Genomic DNA, 19,659 nt, shown 5'->3' with positions numbered 1-19,659 from the left:
CCCACAGCCAGGATGGCATGACCCGGCTATGAGGCTTCGCCGACATGTATAATGCGTCGATATTTTCAGAGGGGTTTGAGGAAATAATGGGGCCGACGGTTCGGATCCCTTCAAGGCGACAGGCTTTGTGTGAAACACAGCTCTATATATAACGGTCAACGCCTACGGCGATCGCAACGTCTCGCAATATGGTAGCGGCGATCAAGAACGGCTGGACGCCGTAAGTCCGGCTTCAGCTTCGGCGCCGCGGTCTCAGTGTAGGACGCTACTGGACGGACCCAGCTGGTACATAATTTTTCGAAATTCTTGGTCCTGTTTCCTGATCCAGCGCGGAATTATATCCAGCGTGCGATAAGGAGAAATCCAATGAACTTCCGAACCATCATCGCGGCTACCTGCACCACGCTTTCGGTTTTTGCCGGCTTGACTGGTCTTCCGAAAGACGGCCAAGCCGAACCGCTTGTAGCCGAGGCAGATATCAACACGAGTAAACCCGCAGCAGATATACCGGACACCGAATTGACACGCGACGCGACGCGCCTGGTTCGCGAGGCGGAGGGCGACTTTCTGTTCGAGCACTCTGTCCGCGTCTATCAGTGGGCCGCGCTGGCGGGCAGACGCAAAGGGCTCATCTTTGATCCTGAGCTACTATATGTGGCGGCTTTGTTTCATGACTTTGGCCTGACCGACAGGTACGGTCAGAGCCATCTTCGCTTCGAAGTCGACGGAGCAAACGCCGCACGTGATTTCTTGCGCGGCCACGCCGTTGCGGAAGTTTCACGCGAGAATATCTGGCTTGCGATCGCGCTCCACACGACGAATGGCATTTCCGCCAACCTTTCCCCGACCGCGGCACTGGTTGCCGAGGGTGCCAATATGGATTTAGTTGGGGCAGGCTACGATGATTTCACGACTGCAGAGCGTAACGCAGTGGAGGCGGCCCATCCCCACCCGCCACACTTTGCGGATGGCTTCATGGACATTCTTTACAAGAGCCTTGGGCATCGGCCGGAGACGACACAAGGCACAGGGCTTGCCGATGTCATGGCTTATAAAGATCCCGCCTTTCGCCGCAGGGACTTCAGCAATTTGATGCGCAACTCGAAATGGGCTGTCGGCGATTAGGCGGACAGGCAGAAGTTCCGAGCTTTCACGAAAAGCAAACTCAAGGAGTTCATGATGACATTCGAAACCACCAATCCAAATCCCGAACAAAGGGATGCATCCGTGATGGCGTGGCGCGTCCATAACTTCGGCTCGCCAGAGGCTATGAAATTCGAGTCTGTCCCGAAGCCGGTGCCTGATCCAGGCGAGGTGCTGATCAAGGTCAAGGCCGCTGGAGTGGGCCCATGGGATGGATGGATCAGGGCAGGCAAGAGCGCCTTGCCTCAGCCCCTGCCCCTGACGCTCGGCTCTGATCTATCCGGAGACGTCGTTTCCATCGGCGCCGGTGTGGCCGGTCTTGCCGTTGGCGACCCGGTCTATGGCGTAACCAATCCGAGGTTCATCGGCGCATATGCGCAGTACGCGGTGGCGTCGGCGGAGATGGTGGCTCGCAAGCCTGCAACGATCAGCTACGCAGATGCTGCCTCCATACCGGTGATCGCCGTCACGGCCTGGCAGGGCCTTTTTGATCAAGCGCAGCTCGTCGCCGGGCAAAAGGTGCTCATCCATGGCGCCGCCGGAAATGTCGGCGCTTACGCCGTGCAGCTTGCGAGACGTGCGGGCATCGAGATCATCGCCACCGCCGCCCGCAAAGATTTTCCCTACCTGCGTGAACTGGGCACAGATATTTTGGTCGACTATCACAGCGAGCGCTTTGAAGACGTTGCCCGCGATGTGGACGCTGTCCTCGATCTCGTCGGCGGCGAAACGCAAAGGCGTTCGTTTCAGGTCCTGAGGCGCGGCGGAAAACTGGTCTCGGCTGTCTCACCGCCCGAACAGGATCTTGCCAGCCAGCATGGGGTTGAAGCGGCGTTCTTTCTGGTCAGCGTCGGAACCGAGCAGCTGACGAAGATCGCCGAGCTGATCGACAATGGCGCTTTGAAGACGCGGGTCGGGACGATCCTCCCGCTTGAGGAAGCGTACGAGGCTCATCTGATGCTGGACGGGGTGCGTCGTGCGCCGGGCGGCAAGATCGTTCTCTCCGTCTAAAGAACTGCCCGACAAGATCGCGTAGAGCTGGTTTAGGGTAAAGCGGGCACGCGCGGCTGACGTATCACCTCGAGCAGTCGATCACAGGATCGGTCGAGATTCTTCATCGGCGTCGTCGCGACGCCGAGAAGGAGCCCGGATGCCGCGTCGTCGGACGACACGTACCAGGCCGACAGCGGCGATGGCGACATTCCAAAGCTGAAAGCTGCGCGAGCAGCTGCCACGTCTGATACATCCTCGGGCAATCTCAGTAAGACGGCCAAACCGGTCGCCTCGGCCCTATCGATACCAACACGCGACCGCAGGTAATCCAATAGCGCCTCTTGCCTGGCTGCGTAGGCGCGCTTGGTTCGGCGCAGATGGCGGATATAGTGACCCTCCTGCATGAACTCCGCGGTGGCGACCTGTATCGCAGGTCCAGGGGCCGGCGCCAGGCAGGCTGCCATCTCGGAGAACCGGCCGACTAGATCGGCCGGCGCGACAATGAAACCGAGCCGTATTGCCGGGCTGATCGTCTTGCTGAACGAGCCGATGTGGATGACGCGCCCGCCCCGGTCGAGTGATGCCAGCGCCGGCGCGGCGCGTCCCGTCAACTGAAGCTCACTCAGATAGTCGTCTTCGATGACCCATGCGCCAGCGTTGCTGGCCCATTCGAGGAGACCAAGACGTCGATCAAGCGACATCGTCGGCCCGAGAGGGGCTTGCTGCCCTGGAGTCACAACGGCAATCTTGGCGTCGGGATGCTGACGCAATCCGAAATCAATATCGATGCCATCCGCATCGACGGGAATTGGTGCGAGTGAAAGGCCGGAAAGCTCAAGGCCTTTTCTTGACCAAGGGAATCCCGGATTTTCGACCCAGGCGGCATGGCCAGCCAGAGCAAGGACGCTGAGCGCTAAGCCGAGGCCCGCGCCGAATCCACCGGTGATAATCACCTGCGAGGGCGAGCAGTTTATCCCTCGGGCGACGGCGAGGTAGGAGGCGATTTCGCGCCTGAGCTCGAACTCGCCGCGCGGATCGGGATAAAGAGGCAACGCACCTGCCTTTGTGCGGGCAGCCTTCGCGTGGATGCGTGAGAACAACGTCGCTGGGAAGGTGTCGGTTGCCGGGACGCCCATCTGGAAGAACGCCGGTCCCTGCGTCATCTCCAGATAGGTCTCCAGAAACGAGCCTGCCTGTGGCAGAGGGTCGCCTTTTTTGACCGCATGAGGGCGCTGCGCAACCCGGGTACCTGAGGCTCGGGACGCTTCGATCAGTTGTGCGGCGGCGAGTTTTGCGTATGCAGTTCGAACCGTTCCCCGCGCGACACCGAGTTGGGCAGAAAGATCCTGCCATGACGGCAGGCGTGCGCCGGGTACCAACACCCCGCTTTCCATAGCCACGGCCATCGCTTTTCGGATTTGCTCCGATAGGGACGTTTTGGCTGACCGATCGATATTAAAGTTCAATGGCTTGTTCATGAGCCATGGTACAGGATTTTGCTTCGTTCTTGGTACTTTATTCTGATCTTCCGGCTGGCCATCTTTCCAGCATCAGAAGGAGAAACCCATGAAAATCCGCACCATCCTCCCCGCGATCTGCGTCGCACTCGCCTTTACTCTTGGCGGGCATACCTTTGCCCATGACGGCCAGGTCGAAACGGTCATACCCAAATTCGATCAGGCGATTGGTAATATCCCCGGTAAGTCGTTTCGTGTCGTAGAGGTCGATTATGCACCGGGCGCAGCATCGCCGGCACATAGCCACGCCAAATCCGCCTTCATCTACGCCTATGTGCTTGCAGGCGCGATTGAATCGAAGGTGAACGACGGCCGAACCAGGATCTACAAGGTCGGCGACAGCTGGTTTGAACCACACGGTGCGGTCCACTCGGTGAGCCGCAACGCGAGCAAGACGAAACCAGCCAGGTTGCTCGCCGTCTTCGTTGTCGATGCTGACGAGACTACCCTTACCACCCCGATCAAATGAACGGGATCCGGGCGCTGACCAATGAAGCGGTCGGACCACAGCCATATCGCTCCACAAGGCACCGAGCCGCGCGGCGCGATATCCCAAGTCATGCTGAGCCGCCTAGCCAGCCGGGTGCTATTTATCGACCGGTCTCGCAGCAAAGGAGATACTGATATGAACACAGACGAGCTTTCCAACTTAGGAATTCCTGGCAGCAAACTCAGTCGCGATGTGACGCAGTTTATTCGCGACACGGAGGGCGACCTGCTCTTCCATCATTCTGCGCGCGTCTTTTGTTGGGGCGCCATAACAGGACGCCGCAAAGGCATGACCTTCGATCCCGAGCTGCTCTACACGGCTGCGATGTTCCACGACATCGGCTTGACGGCGCACTACGAGAACAGCCAGCTGCGCTTTGAGGTCGATGGGGCCAATGCTGCCCGGGATTTCCTCAAGAGTTACGGCGTCACCAACAACGACCTGCAAATCGTCTGGAACGCGGTCGCTCTCCACACCACGCCCGGCATACCGGAATTCATGGATCCCGAGATCGCGCTGCTTCAGAGCGGCGCCGGCATGGATGTGGCCGGCCGCGGCTATGATCAGTTCACCGATGAGGAACGGCAGGCTGTCGTCCAGGCTTTTCCGCGTGAGGATAACTTTAAGCACGGGATCATCAATGCGTTCTATCACGGCATGAAGCACCGGCCCCACACCACCTTCGGGACCTTCAATGATGACGTGCTGGCATTCAAGGACCCGAGGTTTCAGCGGGTCGATATGTGCAGCGTCATCCTGGGTTCAAGCTGGCCCGGCTGATTCCGGCGGCGAATACTGGTTCAGGAAACCGACCGCGTATTACTATAGGGCCGTGCGCCAACAAGGAAATGCCGCCTTATCCGGTGGCGAGAGTGGCTTCTGGATTTAGTCTCAGGAGCCAGCTTATCGTTTTCGATCTCCTCGTTGGTTTCAGTCGCCGATGTCTTCATCTTGGGCGGTCCCCGTCGAGGATCCGGCGATATCGATCTAGCTTCGCTAAGATTGCTGTCCAAGAACACCGTGAGTCGCAGGACACTTTTTCCGAGCGATTGGCTGCTATTTTAGACAGAGAAATCTCTCTGAAAGGTGGCGTCGCCTTAACGGATTTTGCTGATCGAGGCGATATTCGACCAGCATGACCGAAGAACCGCTTGCCCGTTACCACCGCCAACGTTTTCCGGCCGAGATTATCGCCCATGCCGTGTGGCTTTATTGCCGATTTCCGCTGAGCCTCCGCGATGTCGAAGACCTGCTTGCCGAACGCGGGATTGCAGTGTCGTTTCAGACAGTGTCGAAATGGGTGGTGAAATTTGGCCTCAAGTTCACTTATCAACTCCGGCGGCGATCACGCGGCAACTTTGCCGACAAATGGCATCTTGGTGAACTTGTGGTATCGATCAAGGGCAGGAAATACTGGCTGTGGCGTGCCGTCGATGCCGAAGGCTTTATTCTCGATGCGCTTTTACAAAGCCGTAGGAACAAGAGCGCTGCGCTGCGGCTGATCCGCAAACTGCTCAAAAGCCAGGGTGCCACGCCGAGGGTGATGGTCACCGACAAGCTGCGCTCCTATGCTGCCGCGAAAGCTGAGTTGATACCCGGCGTTGAGCATCGATCGCACAAGGGGTTGAACAACCGCGCCGGATATTCTCATCTTCCGCTGCGGCGACGAGAGAGGCGGATGATGCGCGTCAAATCGGCGCGGCAATGTCAACGTTTCGTCTCGGTTCATGGCCAGGTCGCCAACCTCTTTCATCTCCATCGGAAACATCTCACTGCCGCAGACCACGGCCAACTCCGCGCCAGCGCCGTCAACACCTGGCGTGAAATCGCATTGTCGACGTGCTCTGAAATTCGGGACGCGCGCCTTGCCCGCGGCTACGATCCGTAAAGGCGACGCCACCTTTGGGAGCTATGTCGCGCAACAGATGCTCCTTAATGGACCGGATGGCAGGCGCCGAGGCGTGAGGGTTGCACCGGCCACTGGCTGCTATAGATCGACGTCCGCCGCCCGATGACGGGCGCTCCCCCGTTTTCGCCTGACAGTTCTAGTGCTGTCCGTACCGCAATCTGTCTTTCATCCGCGGGACTGCGAAATCCAGAAATGCGCGCAACTTGAGTGGCACCTGGCGCTGACCGGGATAAATGAAGCTGACCGGGATGGCAGGCGGAGCGTGAGCGTCGAGAACGGTCACAAGCTTTTTCGCCTCGACCAGCTCATCGGCCAGGTAAGACAAAACGCACGCAATCCCCCCGCCGGCCAGCGCGGCGCTCAACGCTGCCTCGATCGAGTTGACGAGGAGGCGGCACGGCACCTCGACAGTCCGGCGCGCGGTGCCGGAGCCGAACTCCCAGCGCCTTCCGGTTGCCAGACCCTCATAGCCAATGCAGCTATGCGCGGCCAGATCCGCAGGATGTTCCGGAACGTGCCGATCCTCGAAATAGGATGGACTGGCGCAGAGGACCTGGCCGAACGAACCGGCGCGCAAGGCGATCATGCTGCTGTCTGGAAGTTCGCCGACGCGAAGCGCAAGATCGACGCCTTCCTCTCCCACGCTGATCTTGCGGTCGGTGAGTTGAACGCTGACGCGGATGTCGGGGTATTCGCGCAGGAATTCGGCAACGACCGGCATCACATGAACGCGCCCCAGAACCTGCGGCACGCTGACCGTAAGCAAGCCGCGCGGCGTCTCGTATTCGCCGGCCGCATCGCGTTCCGCTTCGGCCAGGTCTTCGAGGATCCGTCGGCAGGAGGACAGATAGGTCCGCCCGGCCCGCGTGAGCGTGAGCTTGCGATTGCCCCGCACCAACAGGCGAAACTTCAAATGGTCTTCGAGCTCGGACACCCTTCGGCTCACCGTCGCCAGGGGAATACGCAGGCGCCTGCTGGCCGCCGACAGGCTGCCCGTTTCCACGGCCGCCAGAAATATTGTCATTGCCTCGAGGCGATCCATATCCTTCCACCTATGAAAGGGTGCTTCTCGTTTTTAACGGCTGCTGCTCAGCCTTGGAAGGGTTTATTTTAAACCATGCCAAGGAAGGGTTGCTGCCATGAACCTCGAAACCATCAAGACGAAGAGTGCTGAAGGCGTCCTGTTTGCAGAGATCGACGCACCGCCGATGAACCTGATCGGCCCCGAACTGGTTCGGGATTTCGTATCGCTGATCGAACATGCCGAGAGCGACCCTGACATCAAGGTCGTCGTCTTCCGCAGCACCGATCCCGACTTTTTCATTTCCCACGTCGATGTGACCCGCGTCAGCGAGTATCGCAACGAGGCCGCAAGGCTCGCAGGCGAACCCTCCATCGGTCTCCTGTTCCGCCACCTCAGCCAGAGCCGCCTCATATCGATCGCCCAGATCGAGGGTCGCGCCCGGGGCGCCGGAAGCGAGTTTGTCCTTGCCTGCGACATGCGCTTCGCGGCCCGGGGTGCGGCGGTCTTCAGCCAGATCGAGGCTGCCTTCGGCGCGCTTCCGGGCGCCGGTGGCGTCCAGCATCTGGCCCCGCTTGTCGGCCGCGGCCGCGCGCTGGAAATCATGCTGTCCGCCGAGGATTATGATGCCGATACCGCCGAGCGCTACGGCTGGATCAATCGGGCGCTGCCGCCCCTGGAGCTTGCCGATTTCGTGACCGCACTGGCCCATCGCATCGCGCGCTTCCCGGCCGCGGGGCTCGCCGCTATCAAGGATCGGGTGAACGCCGCCTGCCTTGCGCCGATCGAGGACTTCCGGCGCGACTCCGACCTCTTCGGCGAAAGCCTGCGCCATGAAGAGGCCGGACGGCGCATTCGACGCGCATTGGAGCACGGCTTTCAGACGCGAGACGCAGAGCTTAGCCTTGCCCCCTTGCTGGGCTCACTGGATCAATGAGAGGATCGACCGATGTTTACGAAAAAAGACGTTCGCTTTCCCGCAGAGGGCGGTATCGAGTTATCCGCATGGCTCTACATACCGCAGGGCCAGCAGCAACCGCTTCCGGCCATCACCATGGCCCATGGCTATGCCGGTACGAAGTATCACGGCATTGATGCCTTTGCCGAAGCCTTCGCAAAGGCCGGTTTCGTGGTGCTGCTGCATGACCATCGCGGCTTTGGCGACAGCGGCGGTCAACCCCGCCATGACGTCAACCCGTGGCAGCAGATCACCGACTGGCGCCGGGCGATCTCGTATCTGCAGCAGCGCCCCGAAGTCGACGAAAATCGCGTCGGCCTGTGGGGAACGAGTTTCGCTGGCGGCCACGCCATCGTCCTCGGTGCGACCGACCGCCGCTTGAAGGCGATCGCGGCCCAGGTTCCAACGATCGATGGATATGCCTCGGGCCTGCGCCGGGTACCCTCGGAAAAAGTGGCCGATCTCGAAGCGCTGCTGGCCGCCGACGACCTTGCCCAGCTTCGCGGCGAGCCCCCCGCGATGCAGGTGATCGTCAGCACGGAGGCGGATCAGAACTCGTCCTACAAGGCAACCGACGCCGTGGACTTCTACCTGAAGAAAGCGCCCGCCGGAAAATGGGAAAACAAGGTCACGCTGCGCTCGACCCGCTGGTCCCGCATGTATGCCCCCGGCGAATGGATAGACCGCGTCTCTCCCACCCCGCTTCTGGTGATCGTGGCAGACCACGACCATACCGCCCCGACCGATCTTGCACTCAAGGCCTATGAGCGCGCCCTGCATCCCAAGCGTCTCGTCATGATCCAGGGCGGCCACTTTGACCCCTACGAGCGGGAATTCGAAACCTCATCGGGAGCCGTCATCGACTGGTTCCGGTCCCACCTTTGATAGACTGCAGGGACGGTGGCCGAATCCTACGCGCCGATGAACATCACCGTCTCCTATGCTAGCCAGGGCGGACGCCCAAGCCCTTCCTTATGATCATCGACTGGATTCAGTTTGGAGGGGACTGGAATCGCGACGGCACGATGCGCGCCGTCGAAGACAATACGACCTGAAGGTTGCTTCGGAATTCATTCTGCCGGTGCCGACGGCACTCGCCCCCAAGGGTTAGGTGCCCGCGAGACTGAAACCCTCCCCCAAACACACGCCGCCCGTGCCGCATACCCCCATTCGGCTCGGAGCAACAACAGAAAGGACCTCGAAATGTCTGCAATGACCAGAACCCTCTTCGTTTCCCTCGGCCTCGCCCTGATGTCGGCATCGCTGGCAGAGGCAAAGACCATGTCGCCCGCTGCCGTCGCAACAATCGGACAGCACAAGCTGCTGACGGATGCCGATGGTCAGTCGCTTTACACCTTCGACAAGGACCAGCCCGGAAAGTCCGAATGCACCCTGATCTGCGCTCTCGCCTGGCCTCCGTTCGAAGCACCGGCCGGCGCCAAGGCTTCCGGCCCTTGGAGCATCGTCACGCGGCCGACAGGCGTCACCCAGTGGGCCTATAACGGCGCGCCGCTCTATACCTATCACTTCGATTCCCAGCCGGGAGACGTCCATGGTGACGGCGCCGAAGGCGTCTGGCATGTCGCCCGGCCGTAACGGCATCGCGCCGGACCGCGGATTACGTGTCCCGCACTGGCAACAGGGCAAGCACAATCGGCCATAAGACACCCGACAAACTTACCCTGCCGCGCAATTTGACTTGGAGGTCTCTCTTCTGGCAGTGCTAACCGTGTGGAGGATCGCCGGGTTCAGCAGGTCCCGCCTCGCGAGCGTCTTGCCCCGCGCGGCCCCAGGAGTTCCTGGTCGCTTTCGCGCCTCTCCGAAACGATCTACCGCAGCCTGTACGTACAGGCCCGCGGGGCGCTGAAAAACGAATTCTCGAACACCTTAGGGCAAGACGAACAATCCGTCGTTCCCGGCATGCCAGCATGACACGGAGCGGCTTGGGCCAGATCAAAGATGCGATTTCCATAAGCGAGAGACCTGCGTCTGTCGAAGACCGTGCCGTTCCCGGTCATTGGGAGGGCGATCTTATCGGCGGGTCGAGGAACAGCTACATAGCGACGTTGGTCGAGCGTCACTCGCATTATGTCATGCTGATCAAGGTCGCAAACAAGGATACCGAAAGCGTGGTCTCTGCCCTTATCAAGCAGTCGCAGAAACTACCGTGCGAACTTCAATCACTGACCTGGGATCGGGGCAAGGAACTGGCCGACCATCAGCGTCTGGCAATGGCCGCTGACGTTGAGATCTACTTCTGCGATCCCCGATCACCCTGGCAGCGCGGTTCGAATGAAAACACCAATCGATTGCTGCGCCAGTATCTCCCACGCCGCACCGACCTGTCCGTACACAGCCAAGCCAAGCTCAGTGCAAATAGCGCATGAGGATAGGTGGCGGAGGACTGCGCCCTCGGCCTCCGCAAGTGTCCGCGCTTCGCTTCATCGCCTTTCTCCGTTCGTTCGTATGGTAGGAACGTCCGTGAAATCCATTGATCGCCCGGGCTAGGCCCTGATCTCTCAAGCGGCGTTCGACGGCGGCGTCTGACAAAAAAGACCTACGCGTTGAACCACTTGGTGGGATCCAGCCGGTGTGAAATGCGACGAGACGATGCAGCAAGGTTACTCGCAGTCTTCGTTGCGGATGCAGATGAGACGGCTCTTCCCTCTCAATCAAATGAATGGGATCCCGCGTCTAACAGCCCAGTGGAACTACAGCCTATTGCTCACAACGGAACCAACCGCTTGGTGAGGAGCCAACTTCATGCGGAGCGGCCCATCCGCCGGCTGGTGTGTTTTTATCTCCTGGTCTCGCAGGCGGTCTAACAGTCATGAGTCCATGCAGCAGCGCGCGACAGAACCCGTCATCTTGTGCTGCGCCGCGTGACGCGGCGCAGCGACTTGTTTTGGGTCAGGCGCCGGCGATCGCGCGCCGGACATCCTGGGCAAAGCCCTTGACGGTGAAGCCTTCAGGCAACTGATCGATCAAGATAAGGTCGGAGATCGAGTTCTTCGTGCGAAGCGGCAGGATAGCCTGGTATTCAGGCGAATTGTACCAGGTGTCAGCTGCTTCGCGGCTCGGAAATTCCATGAGGACGACGGCACCAGACCAAGTCCCCTCGACAACGGTCGCAGGTCCCTGCGCAAGCCATTTACCGCCAAATGGAGCAACTGTTGCTTCAACGCTTTCGAGATAAGTGAGGCCCTGGTCATTGGGAACGTCGCCGGGGATTCGCAGGTGGTTGATCAGATAAGTAGTCAAGGTTTAACTCCTGTTGATGGATTAAATTGGAAACTGTCGATGCTAGGCGAGTGAAGCCAAATGCGACTTTTCGAAGGGGAACAGCGCCTGGAAATCCCCCCGCCGCATGGCGTTCGGCCAGTTCGGGTTGCTGATGAGGGCTCGTCCGATTGCTATCAGATCGAATTCTTCCTCTTCCATGCGTCGCAACAGTTCCTCCAGCGTGCCGAGCGGTGCGCCATTTGACTCGCCGAGCAGCTGTTCGAGGAAATCGGCACCAGAGAGGCCAACCGAACCAACGCTGATCGTTGGCCGCCCTGTGATCTTGCGGGTCCATCCCGCGAGATTAAGTGAGGAGCCCGTAAATGCCGGCTCCCAAAAGCGCCTCGTCGAAGCATGAAAAATATCGACCCCGGCGTCGCTGAGTGGGCCTAGAACCTGCTCAAGCTCCACAGCATCTCCCGCGAGCGTTGCCGCATAGTCCTGAAGTTTCCATTGCGAAAAGCGGAAGATGATCGGGAAGTCAGGTCCGACGGCCTGACGAACGGCCCGGACGACATCTGTCGCAAATCGCGTCCGTTGCGCCGCGTCGCCACCGTAAGCATCCGCGCGGCCGTTTGTGCGCGACCACAAAAACTGGTCGAGGAGGTAGCCATGGGCTCCGTGGAGCTCTACCGCGTCAAATCCAATCTTGCGAGCGGCCGCGGCAGCCGTGGCAAACGCCGCAATGCTATCGGCGATATCGGCATCGGTCATCGCCCTCGCCCCAGATTCCGTTTCGCTCGGGCCTTCAGAGGGCGTTTCCGGTGATGGTCCGGTCCCTTTTGCGCGGAGGTTGCCGAGATGCCAGAGCTGCGGCGCAATTCGCGACCCGGCAGCATGGACTTCCCTCACTACTTTTGCCCAGCCAACGAGGCTGTCGGGTGAATGGAAATTCGGGATAGACGAACTACTTGAGGCGGCAGGACGCCCGATAGTCGTGCCTTCGGTGATGATCAATCCGACACCACCCTCGGCGCGACGCCGATAATATTGCGATACATCCTCACCCGGAACGCCGTCTGGACTTAGCTTCCGCGTCATCGGAGCCATGACGATGCGGTTTCTCAGGTCCAATTGCCCAAGCTTAAAGGGACGGAAAAGGGGGGTGACGTTCATGGTGCAGAATCCTCAATTCGATCGCGCTTGCGTACTTGCTTTCGTGCCGACGCTCACGGGCGATCGGCCGAGATAGATGTTTGCTGGCTGAGCAGCCAACCTTTGGTTTCGTGGAGAATCTCTTCTGAGAGAGTGGCATCTTCGCTGATCCGCGAGAGGATCAAGGCGCCGATCATTGCGGACCAACTGCCGACCGCTATCTGTCGCCGCTGTTCGTCAGTCTTGCCGGCAGCCCCTGCCGCAAGAAAATCGATCTGGCTGCGAATGGCCTGCGACATCGCCGCACGGCTCGCATCATGTCCGCGGGCCGTCTCCGAGCCAAGGGCCGCAAATACACAGCCTGAACCGATGCTGTCCCGGTGCTCGGAGTTCAGGTAACTCTCTGCAAGTGCGGGAATGCCAGGAGCACCGTTGATCGCTGCCTCCTGCTGCACGGCTAAGGCTTGGCTGATGGCTTGCGTTGCCAAATCCGACTTGTCCGAGAAATGCCTGTAGAATCCGCCGTGCGTCATTCCAGCGGCTCTCATGACATCCGCCACGCCGACCTGCTCGATGCCCTTTTCTCGAAATAGCCGTCCTGCGGCCTGCAAGATCAGCTGGCGATTAGCGTCTTTCTTGGCTGCGCTGTTTCGCATGGCGGCTCACCTTCCCTAGCAAATGGATGATAACAATCATCTAAACGTTCGCGGGCGGTTTTGCAAGGGGGCGCCGAAAGATTCATGCGAGTATCAGTGCTCCGGCGGGGTGACGCCACTTCCCCTCCAAGACTGGTTCTCATTCACGTACTGCTCAGAAGCCGCGCGGGTTTTGTCGCAAACGTTTGAAAAGATCGCAGAAGCGGCCATCGCTGGACACAGTTATGCAGCGAGTGCGGCGAATTGCTGAAATGCCGATTGGCCACTGGTTGAAAATTGGCGCTTGCGGATCATGTGAGCCACCTCGTTACCATCCAGGCCCCTGAACATTAAAGGGGCATCTGTGGACGCCCCGGGGAATGAAGGTTGAACAGCGGCCCTGCCGCATCTGGCTGAAAATCATTTACTGGCAGCACGACGAGATCCCAGCCTTACACCGGATCGGCGAACTCTAAGATGTCGAGAAGGCTAGCCAACCGACGGCAACGTAATGTCCATCTGGAAACAAAGTCATGCGGAGTGACGATCCTGCGAGGAAGCTGAGATTGGCTAAGGCCTCAGTGCGGGGTTAGCTTATGAGCTTTAACGAATGCAAGTACCGAGGCGAGGAATTCCTCCGGCTGCTCAAGATGAGCGAAATGGCCGCTATGGGCAAAGCGTACCAGCTCGGAATTTCGAAGGCTGTCATGCAGGGTTTCGCCCCATTTAGGCCCGCATATGAAATCGTGATCACCTGTGAGAATTAGCGTCCGCACGGAAAGATTTTGAAGTCTCGATCGAGCATCAAAGGGTTCGTTGTTGCCAATGAGAAGTGTGGCGTTAATCCCTGCGCGAAACGCTTCAAGATCAAGCTTCTCTCGGACACCATCGGCAAAGTAAGCGGGGAGTAGGTCGCGCATTATCTTTGTATAGTCGTCATCGCTCGACATCTTAGGGACCGACTGCCAAGCTTGGAGTACCGCTGGCCCATCGGCGTGATGGCGATCAGCAAAGGCTTGAATGCCGTTTGCGGCGTTCCTCATAAAGTCATTGCCTGTCACCGCCGACGATGAGTACAAGATCATCCCCGATACGCGATCGGGGCTTCCGCTCGTATGTTCCTGGATGACAAAACCGCCGTGCGAATGACCGAGAAGGATGACATTAGAAATGTCGAGCGTCTCAAGAAATCTGCGAAGCTGATTTGCAAAGAGTTCAATAGTATAGCCGTGCGGATGTTCTGCTAATTGGCCTGAACCACCTGTACCAATCGGCTCAAGGTACACCATGGTAAAATGGCGCTCCAAGAGGGGCATGCGAAGATATTGCCAGTGAATTCCTGGGCCGCCGGGATGAACCACGATCACCGGCCCTTTGCCCGTGACATGAAAACTTTGGCGAATTCCATCGATATCGACGACATGATGTCCGGAACTCAGGGTATTCAAAATCGACATTGATCAGCCTTTATCAACAGAGCGCATTCGTACTCACCGAATTACGCAATTAGCCTGAGCTAGCGAGCCCGACCACACACACTCCGGTGACAACACGATCTTTTGAAAGACGTCGAGTCTCCTGACCACTCGTGGCGTCGAACGGTCATCCACGGCTTGCATGGGAGCGGAATACAAGAACGCTAAACCAGCACCTGTGCAACGGCTGCAAGCTTCGCGCGATCAAAATAGCAAACACTGGCTTTGGCGTGCCGTTGATCGCCTTTGGAGTAGTCACGGAGGGGGCCTCACGCGCAGCTGATCTACGCTCCATTGCGCTCTGGATTGAAAAACAACCAAGCTGGTCCTATCTTCCGTTCGTAATTCTGACGGGGCGCGGCGGTGGTCCAGAACGCAATCCATCGGCGGCGAGACTGCCGGAAATCTTGGGCAATGTCAGTTTTGTCGAGCGTCCATTTCACGCGACAACCTTCATCAGTATAGCCCGTTCCGCACTCAGGGGGCCGCGGCGTCAGTGTGAAGCGCGTCAACGCATCATCGACTTGGATTAAGGTGAGCGGCGGCGGCAAACAGCACTGGACGCTGGCAGCCGCCGGGATCGCAATCGTGAGTCGCGATTGCTCCCCATCGCCCACTGGCTGCTCGCGGCTGCCGAGAACGGCCTGAAAGCGCGTGACCGGTTGGCGCTGGCCGGCGATCGTAACTGGTTTCGTCGTGGCCCTAGCGACCCGTTTCGGGGCCTTGCATTGGAATTAGTCGCTGCCACACTACGGCGAGCCTTCCGGCGACACGTGACGGCCGCGACCCGGGCCCGGCGCCCCTTGCTTCCGGACGGCGGCAGGAGAAGACTGGCCCGCCATTAAGGACTGAAGGAGAAGAGAATGATAACTGGTTCGCAATGCCGGGCGGCGAGGGCACTCGTCGAGATCACCCGCGGCAAGCTCACCATCCGCTCCGGCATCGATGAAGCCGTCATCCGCGACTTCGAACACAAGCACTACGAGCCTGACGACAAGACCATCGCGGCCCTCCAGGCAGCCCTTGAAGAACTTGGCGCGGTGTTCATCGAGGAGAACGGCGGCGGCATCGGGGTACGGCGTAAGTTCACGGAATCGGAAGCGAAGCGCATCGCCCGCATGGAGGGCGAGGGCGGGATAGTCGCGAACGACCGGGTGCCCTGATCTTCGGGACGCGCACCCGCATTCGCACCCTCGTCCGGAGTCCCGCGGCCCGCGCGGAAGCGCTATCGACTCATGCCTTCCGCCCCTTGGAAGGGGCGTACCGAAGGGACCCGCCACTTCCCGCCTCAAAGGCTTCGATCCCGGCGTGGGCTTCGGCCGACGACGTCGCGTTGCGAAGGCATTCCCGATAGCCAGGCTGGCGAAGCAGGCGGACGGATCGCGACAGCGCGGGAACGAATCCTTCCCTGCTGTCGCGAGGCCATATCACGCCGAGCAGCAGATTGACTTTCCTGTCGTCGGGCGCGTCGAACGAGATGGGGTGCTTCAGTGTCTTGAAGCTCGAAGTCAGAGTATTAATTGAACTGAGAGGTTTTTCGATATTTAACGCCTGGTGGGGATAGCTCTTGATGCCATCTGTATTAGGCTGGTTCGACCAAACGCTCCACTGTTTGCCTGCATGAACCGAAATCGTCTGAGGCCCGGCGCCGGTTCCCCATACATCATTATTCCAAGAATAACCGCCGTAGGAAAAGTCTCCGTATGGAGAGTTCGAGCTCCAAATCGGCGCGTTTGCCGGAAGAGGCGCGGCAATCGATGATCTGGCGTTATTCACAGCTTGCCTGAATAGTTTATCATGCTGTGCATCCATGTAGCCGGGCAAGCCTGGCGATCCAATACCGTCTATTCGATCGGGAACCATAAGCTCGCTTTCTGTAACGTGAACACCGCGGAAGCGGGTTTCCACCTTACCGTCGGGCATAGGCACTTCGTTGTTCATGTCATTCGGCAACATGGTCTCCCAGAATATCTGCCGCTCTGTGGCGCCCAGCGCCCGCGCGGCTGTGACGAAGTCGGCCGTTGTCTTTTCGATGAGGGCGGCGCGAAGGCTCTGAGTCAGAACCGGCACCAGCCAGATCGCCGTCGACAAGGCCGGCAGGAACAGGTGATGAAGAGTTGCCTCCTCAATCTCAATTGTGTTCGCCCCCTTAAGCTGTCGGCCCAGGTGGATCTCTGGCGTGCCTCGATCGGCAGCCAGTAGGATTTCACGCGCTATGCCTTTGACGTGATGTTCACGTTCCGCCGCTATATTGCGCGTGTCCTTCACGACAATCTCGTCACCGTTGTCGCGCATCGAAAGCATGGGTGGCGTCAGGCCCTGCCACGAGTCGTTCCAGGCATCCATACCTTGAATAACCGCGTGAACTCCGGGTCGGCGGTTTGCGTGAAATGCACCGAACTCACGGCGGGTATCATCGTCACCACTGTCTTCGAAGTAGTAAACTAGATCCGCAAGATCGCGCTCAGAGAGCGGGTACACGTAGCGATAGGAGGCCGCCGGCCTAAGCGTCAGACCATATCGGTCGGCTGCGCGATGATAGAGACTGAAGCGCTGGTAGCGCAATCTAACAACGTTATGCCTTCGAGATCTGGCCCCGCGGCGATCGCTGAGCGAACCGTTTGCCATTCGGACTGTCCTTCCCGAGGATCAATCCCAGGTCGATCAGCCGTTTAAGAGAATAGCGGACAGACCGCTCCGACAGTCCCGTGCGCTTGACCAGAAAATCATTCGAGGGCCAGACGAGCATTCGGTTTTCGACCAGCACTCCGTCGAAGACGCCGACGAGCTGGTCGAGGACGAACCTGGCGCTCGACGGCAGTTTCAACGCGCGGCCCGCCTTGTGCGCTGCCTGAAAAAGGACTTTCTTGTCCGCTGTAGCGGGCTTTGCTGCCGGTGATGGTGTCGGCTTTTGTGGGCGCCAGCCGGAGGAGCTTGCGTTTCTCATAGTTATCCCTTTCACAGGGCAACGCTTCGCCGTTCGCCTCGAAGTAGGCGTTGACAAATCAGCGTAACTTGGGATAGCCAGAAGTGCATGTTAGCTCTGGTGTCCCAATCGTCACTATCTAATCTCGAAGGCTCTGGGATTGCCGTCCTGGAGCCTTCAGCGTTAAGCCCTTACTATCGTTCATGAACCAGATTTTTGAGGGCAGCCGCAACGGCCTCAGACCGATTGCGGAAGTTACCCGACTCGACCAGTTCGTCCAAAATTGTCGTCAGACCGGATTCAATCCATAGAAGCACCTGTTTCTCGCCCTGCGCTTCACGCTTGAACCTATATCTTTCCGACGATGTCATCTCGGCTGTGCCCTTGGTCAAACTTCCAAATCCTCAAATCATCACATCGCTAGTGACCTGCACGATTCTCCTTGTTTGTGAAAGCACTAAATCCGGAATCGCAACGTAAGCGTGCGGTGAGGCCATTTTTCTAGCGGAAGTCCTAGTGCAAACACTAGGAGTAGTCCTATGACGAAGCATCAGATTGAAGTGATCACGTCTGTCGAGCGCCGACGGCGCTGGTCTCAAGAGGATAAAGAGCGGCTCGTTGCAGCCTGTCTCGAGCCAGGTGCGGTGCTTTCCGAGATTGCTCGTGCGGCCGGTATCCATGTCAGCCAGCTCTTCCGCTGGCGCAAGGAGCTTTGCCAAATCGAGGAGCCGTCAATGCAGGTATCGAGCACCTTGGTGCCCGTGATCGTTTCGGAGGCCGCGCCTGCAGCCCAGCCCCCTGCCTTGGAAGCGCCGGCCCCATCGCAGCCCCGCCGGAAGCGTAGCGATGTGACGATTGAGCTGGGCCGCGATCGCCGTGTCCGCGTGGACAGCGACATCGACACGGAGGAGCTGGGCCGCATTCTCGATTGTGTGCTGGGTCGGCGATGATCCCGGTTTCAAGTAGAGCCCGCCCAATTGGACGATTCAACACTACCATGCCGAGCACTTCACCGCTTCTTGGGAGCGGTTTGAGTCTGCTGGATCATTGCGCGCAGCAAAGTCAGGAATGCTCGAGGGCATGTCCCGGCTCACTCGGAACGTCAACTTGGTCTCTTTCTCGGCAGCGATCTATCGGCCCACGGGGAGGTCGCCTACCTTGCCTCATGGAGCTGCGAAATGACGAGCAGTTTCGAACATGCCGAAGACGAAGATCGCACCAGTCAATGCGGAAGAGATGCATTTCGTTACCGTGACTTCCGCGGCAAGAATGGTTTTGGAGGTGTAGTAATCCCTTGGCGATCTATGGTCAGAACCGGCTAGTTCCTACCGTCCAAAGCGCGGCGTCCAGCCTTTCCGTCGTGCTTGAGACGGTTCAGCGCATCGCCGAAATTCATAATCGTTTGCTCCTTGGACTTCCACTATCTTCCGGAAGCGCTTGGTTATGGTGCGAGACGGCCCGAGCGCTTCTAAGCCTAAATCAACTCGAGTGCTGTTGCCTTGGCCACCGCTTCGCTCGTCGTCGCGACTGCCAACTTCCGTCGAGCCGATGCGAGATAGAGCTGCACAGCACTCGTCGAAATGAACAACCGGGCACAAATCTGCTTTGCCAGGAAGCCGTTGGCAGTCATCTGCAGACATTGCAGCTCGCGGCGGGACAATTTCGGAAAGTCGGTACATGTTCTCATACCCGACAGAACCATCGCCCTATCGTGGAGATGGTGAGCAAGAAACTGCAAGTCGCGCATGCTTTCCATGCGGAACTGTCGCCAGTAAGAGTCCGGATGATTGGACGTAACCGTAAACAGTGAACGCTCCCCGTGAGGCCCACGCACAGGCAAGGTCACCCCTTGCCGGCCGATACCGAAAGCCATCGCCTCCTTGAAGAAGCCAATCTCCCGCCCTGAATCCCATTTCGATGCGGACCATTCCAGTGGCAGAAAACCGCGTCGGCCGAGGCGCACAACTGGATCGATGCTGAAGTAATCGCAGGCAAGGTATTGCTTCACCCACTCGGGCGGGTAGGTCAGCATCAGCAGCGGATTGTGGGCTGCCGCCCCTGAGGAGCGGGTGACATGAAGGACCATGTGCGATATCGCATAGATATGGCGGACTTCATCCAGAGTTGTTTCCAGGTCCTGCATCGTAGGCGATGCAGAGATCTGGTCCACACAGTAGAAAAAACGAGAACTGCTCAGCATGAGATGCACTCGCGG

At 58.9% G+C, this 19,659-nt stretch carries 20 protein-coding genes and 4 pseudogenes; 13 read left to right on the top strand and 11 right to left on the bottom strand.

Features of this window, described 5'->3' with window-relative positions; translation table 11 throughout:
- The first annotated feature begins 366 nt into the window (after positions 1-366).
- Positions 367-1,125, top strand: a complete 759-nt coding sequence (locus RLCC275e_RS33545; RefSeq protein WP_082229887.1) for an HD domain-containing protein — start codon at positions 367-369, stop codon at positions 1,123-1,125.
- Positions 1,126-1,176: 51 nt separating this feature from the next.
- Positions 1,177-2,154, top strand: coding sequence for an NADP-dependent oxidoreductase (locus RLCC275e_RS33540; protein ID WP_245490243.1), 978 nt, complete (start codon positions 1,177-1,179; stop codon positions 2,152-2,154).
- Positions 2,155-2,186: 32 nt separating this feature from the next.
- On the opposite strand, the gene pdxR is transcribed toward RLCC275e_RS33540, so the two are convergent.
- Positions 2,187-3,614 carry a MocR-like pyridoxine biosynthesis transcription factor PdxR gene (pdxR, locus tag RLCC275e_RS33535; RefSeq protein WP_033184636.1) on the bottom strand — a complete coding sequence of 476 codons (1,428 nt, stop codon included), beginning with the start codon at positions 3,612-3,614 and terminating at the stop codon, positions 2,187-2,189.
- 88 nt (positions 3,615-3,702) lie between these two features.
- Between pdxR and RLCC275e_RS33530 the strand changes: the two genes are divergently transcribed.
- The 3 genes from RLCC275e_RS33530 (at position 3,703) to RLCC275e_RS33520 (ending at position 6,031) form a co-directional block, all read left to right on the top strand.
- Positions 3,703-4,122, top strand: a complete 420-nt coding sequence (locus RLCC275e_RS33530; RefSeq protein WP_033184637.1) for a cupin domain-containing protein — start codon at positions 3,703-3,705, stop codon at positions 4,120-4,122.
- Between the two features lie 156 nt (positions 4,123-4,278).
- Complete coding sequence (locus tag RLCC275e_RS33525) at positions 4,279-4,923, top strand: HD domain-containing protein (protein WP_033184638.1); 645 nt, start codon at positions 4,279-4,281, stop codon at positions 4,921-4,923.
- 355 nt (positions 4,924-5,278) lie between these two features.
- On the top strand, positions 5,279-6,031 hold the full coding sequence (locus tag RLCC275e_RS33520) for an IS6 family transposase (protein ID WP_130685502.1): 753 nt from the start codon (positions 5,279-5,281) through the stop codon (positions 6,029-6,031).
- 157 nt (positions 6,032-6,188) lie between these two features.
- Here the strand turns inward: RLCC275e_RS33520 and RLCC275e_RS33515 are convergent, their stop codons facing one another.
- Positions 6,189-7,094, bottom strand: a complete 906-nt coding sequence (locus RLCC275e_RS33515) for a LysR family transcriptional regulator (RefSeq protein ID WP_115156601.1) — start codon at positions 7,092-7,094, stop codon at positions 6,189-6,191.
- Between the two features lie 97 nt (positions 7,095-7,191).
- On the opposite strand from RLCC275e_RS33515, the gene RLCC275e_RS33510 reads away from it, so the two are divergent.
- From RLCC275e_RS33510 to RLCC275e_RS33495, 5 genes and pseudogenes are all read left to right on the top strand, one after another.
- Positions 7,192-8,010: an enoyl-CoA hydratase/isomerase family protein gene (locus RLCC275e_RS33510; protein WP_115156600.1), complete on the top strand. Its 819-nt coding sequence runs from the start codon at positions 7,192-7,194 to the stop codon at positions 8,008-8,010.
- Between the two features lie 12 nt (positions 8,011-8,022).
- Positions 8,023-8,916, top strand: a complete 894-nt coding sequence (locus tag RLCC275e_RS33505; protein ID WP_064647185.1) for an alpha/beta hydrolase — start codon at positions 8,023-8,025, stop codon at positions 8,914-8,916.
- 15 nt (positions 8,917-8,931) lie between these two features.
- Positions 8,932-9,142 (top strand): annotated as a pseudogene (locus RLCC275e_RS34565) (hypothetical protein); the annotation flags it as partial.
- 101 nt (positions 9,143-9,243) lie between these two features.
- Positions 9,244-9,627, top strand: a complete 384-nt coding sequence (locus RLCC275e_RS33500) for a COG4315 family predicted lipoprotein (RefSeq protein ID WP_064647183.1) — start codon at positions 9,244-9,246, stop codon at positions 9,625-9,627.
- Positions 9,628-9,852: 225 nt separating this feature from the next.
- Positions 9,853-10,406: pseudogene (locus tag RLCC275e_RS33495) on the top strand (IS30 family transposase); the annotation flags it as partial.
- Between the two features lie 535 nt (positions 10,407-10,941).
- On the opposite strand, the gene RLCC275e_RS33490 reads toward RLCC275e_RS33495, so the two are convergent.
- The 5 genes and pseudogenes from RLCC275e_RS33490 to RLCC275e_RS33475 form a co-directional block, all read right to left on the bottom strand.
- Positions 10,942-11,292, bottom strand: coding sequence for a DUF1330 domain-containing protein (locus RLCC275e_RS33490; RefSeq protein ID WP_056541577.1), 351 nt, complete (start codon positions 11,290-11,292; stop codon positions 10,942-10,944).
- Positions 11,293-11,334: 42 nt separating this feature from the next.
- Entirely contained in the window at positions 11,335-12,429 is a 1,095-nt protein-coding gene (locus RLCC275e_RS33485; protein WP_064647181.1) for an NADH:flavin oxidoreductase, read from the bottom strand.
- A gap of 53 nt (positions 12,430-12,482) precedes the next feature.
- On the bottom strand, positions 12,483-13,064 hold the full coding sequence (locus tag RLCC275e_RS33480; RefSeq protein ID WP_064647179.1) for a TetR/AcrR family transcriptional regulator: 582 nt from the start codon (positions 13,062-13,064) through the stop codon (positions 12,483-12,485).
- Between the two features lie 222 nt (positions 13,065-13,286).
- A pseudogene (locus RLCC275e_RS34560) lies at positions 13,287-13,382 on the bottom strand (IS6 family transposase); the annotation flags it as partial.
- A gap of 239 nt (positions 13,383-13,621) precedes the next feature.
- Positions 13,622-14,500, bottom strand: a complete 879-nt coding sequence (locus RLCC275e_RS33475; protein WP_064647177.1) for an alpha/beta fold hydrolase — start codon at positions 14,498-14,500, stop codon at positions 13,622-13,624.
- Positions 14,501-14,757: 257 nt separating this feature from the next.
- Between RLCC275e_RS33475 and RLCC275e_RS34555 the strand changes: the two are divergent.
- Together RLCC275e_RS34555 and RLCC275e_RS33470 are read left to right on the top strand one after the other, a co-directional pair.
- Positions 14,758-15,048, top strand: a pseudogene (locus RLCC275e_RS34555) (hybrid sensor histidine kinase/response regulator); the annotation flags it as partial.
- A 333-nt stretch (positions 15,049-15,381) separates the two neighbouring features.
- Positions 15,382-15,681, top strand: coding sequence for a helix-turn-helix domain-containing protein (locus RLCC275e_RS33470; RefSeq protein ID WP_064647175.1), 300 nt, complete (start codon positions 15,382-15,384; stop codon positions 15,679-15,681).
- 70 nt (positions 15,682-15,751) lie between these two features.
- Here RLCC275e_RS33470 and RLCC275e_RS34155 read toward each other — a convergent pair whose 3' ends face one another.
- From RLCC275e_RS34155 to RLCC275e_RS34150, 3 genes are all read right to left on the bottom strand, one after another.
- On the bottom strand, positions 15,752-17,083 hold the full coding sequence (locus RLCC275e_RS34155) for an ABC transporter permease subunit (RefSeq protein ID WP_197726758.1): 1,332 nt from the start codon (positions 17,081-17,083) through the stop codon (positions 15,752-15,754).
- Between the two features lie 10 nt (positions 17,084-17,093).
- Positions 17,094-17,465, bottom strand: a complete 372-nt coding sequence (locus tag RLCC275e_RS33450; RefSeq protein ID WP_115156598.1) for a helix-turn-helix domain-containing protein — start codon at positions 17,463-17,465, stop codon at positions 17,094-17,096.
- A gap of 173 nt (positions 17,466-17,638) precedes the next feature.
- Positions 17,639-17,836, bottom strand: a complete 198-nt coding sequence (locus RLCC275e_RS34150; protein ID WP_115156597.1) for a ribbon-helix-helix domain-containing protein — start codon at positions 17,834-17,836, stop codon at positions 17,639-17,641.
- Positions 17,837-17,983: 147 nt separating this feature from the next.
- Between RLCC275e_RS34150 and tnpA the strand changes: the two genes are divergently transcribed.
- A complete protein-coding gene (gene tnpA, locus RLCC275e_RS33445) occupies positions 17,984-18,394 on the top strand; it encodes an IS66-like element accessory protein TnpA (protein WP_115156630.1) in 411 nt (136 codons plus the stop codon).
- 524 nt (positions 18,395-18,918) lie between these two features.
- Here tnpA and RLCC275e_RS33440 read toward each other — a convergent pair.
- Positions 18,919-19,644 (bottom strand): helix-turn-helix transcriptional regulator, encoded by a 726-nt coding sequence (locus tag RLCC275e_RS33440; protein ID WP_064649271.1) that lies wholly within the window; start codon positions 19,642-19,644, stop codon positions 18,919-18,921.
- Between the last annotated feature and the right edge of the window lie 15 nt (positions 19,645-19,659).

It is taken from the genome of Rhizobium brockwellii (assembly GCF_000769405.2).
Lineage (GTDB): Bacteria > Pseudomonadota > Alphaproteobacteria > Rhizobiales > Rhizobiaceae > Rhizobium > Rhizobium brockwellii.
The sequence above is the reverse complement of the archived record's forward strand: the minus strand, read 5'-3'. Positions and strand labels throughout refer to the sequence as shown.

What these genes read in the sequence shown, in the direction of transcription:
- RLCC275e_RS33520 (WP_130685502.1), top strand. Translation starts at nt 5,279, where the DNA reads ATGACCGAAGAACCGCTTGCCCGTTACCACCGCCAACGTTTTCCGGCC.
- RLCC275e_RS33440 (WP_064649271.1), bottom strand. Translation starts at nt 19,644, where the DNA reads ATGCTGAGCAGTTCTCGTTTTTTCTACTGTGTGGACCAGATCTCTGCA.
- RLCC275e_RS33530 (WP_033184637.1), top strand. Translation starts at nt 3,703, where the DNA reads ATGAAAATCCGCACCATCCTCCCCGCGATCTGCGTCGCACTCGCCTTT.
- RLCC275e_RS33470 (WP_064647175.1), top strand. Translation starts at nt 15,382, where the DNA reads ATGATAACTGGTTCGCAATGCCGGGCGGCGAGGGCACTCGTCGAGATC.
- RLCC275e_RS33500 (WP_064647183.1), top strand. Translation starts at nt 9,244, where the DNA reads ATGACCAGAACCCTCTTCGTTTCCCTCGGCCTCGCCCTGATGTCGGCA.
- RLCC275e_RS33450 (WP_115156598.1), bottom strand. Translation starts at nt 17,465, where the DNA reads ATGAGAAACGCAAGCTCCTCCGGCTGGCGCCCACAAAAGCCGACACCA.
- RLCC275e_RS33545 (WP_082229887.1), top strand. Translation starts at nt 367, where the DNA reads ATGAACTTCCGAACCATCATCGCGGCTACCTGCACCACGCTTTCGGTT.
- RLCC275e_RS33525 (WP_033184638.1), top strand. Translation starts at nt 4,279, where the DNA reads ATGAACACAGACGAGCTTTCCAACTTAGGAATTCCTGGCAGCAAACTC.
- tnpA (WP_115156630.1), top strand. Translation starts at nt 17,984, where the DNA reads ATGACGAAGCATCAGATTGAAGTGATCACGTCTGTCGAGCGCCGACGG.
- RLCC275e_RS33505 (WP_064647185.1), top strand. Translation starts at nt 8,023, where the DNA reads ATGTTTACGAAAAAAGACGTTCGCTTTCCCGCAGAGGGCGGTATCGAG.
- RLCC275e_RS33510 (WP_115156600.1), top strand. Translation starts at nt 7,192, where the DNA reads ATGAACCTCGAAACCATCAAGACGAAGAGTGCTGAAGGCGTCCTGTTT.
- RLCC275e_RS33515 (WP_115156601.1), bottom strand. Translation starts at nt 7,094, where the DNA reads ATGGATCGCCTCGAGGCAATGACAATATTTCTGGCGGCCGTGGAAACG.
- RLCC275e_RS33540 (WP_245490243.1), top strand. Translation starts at nt 1,177, where the DNA reads ATGATGACATTCGAAACCACCAATCCAAATCCCGAACAAAGGGATGCA.
- pdxR (WP_033184636.1), bottom strand. Translation starts at nt 3,614, where the DNA reads ATGAACAAGCCATTGAACTTTAATATCGATCGGTCAGCCAAAACGTCC.
- RLCC275e_RS33485 (WP_064647181.1), bottom strand. Translation starts at nt 12,429, where the DNA reads ATGAACGTCACCCCCCTTTTCCGTCCCTTTAAGCTTGGGCAATTGGAC.
- RLCC275e_RS33480 (WP_064647179.1), bottom strand. Translation starts at nt 13,064, where the DNA reads ATGCGAAACAGCGCAGCCAAGAAAGACGCTAATCGCCAGCTGATCTTG.
- RLCC275e_RS33475 (WP_064647177.1), bottom strand. Translation starts at nt 14,500, where the DNA reads ATGTCGATTTTGAATACCCTGAGTTCCGGACATCATGTCGTCGATATC.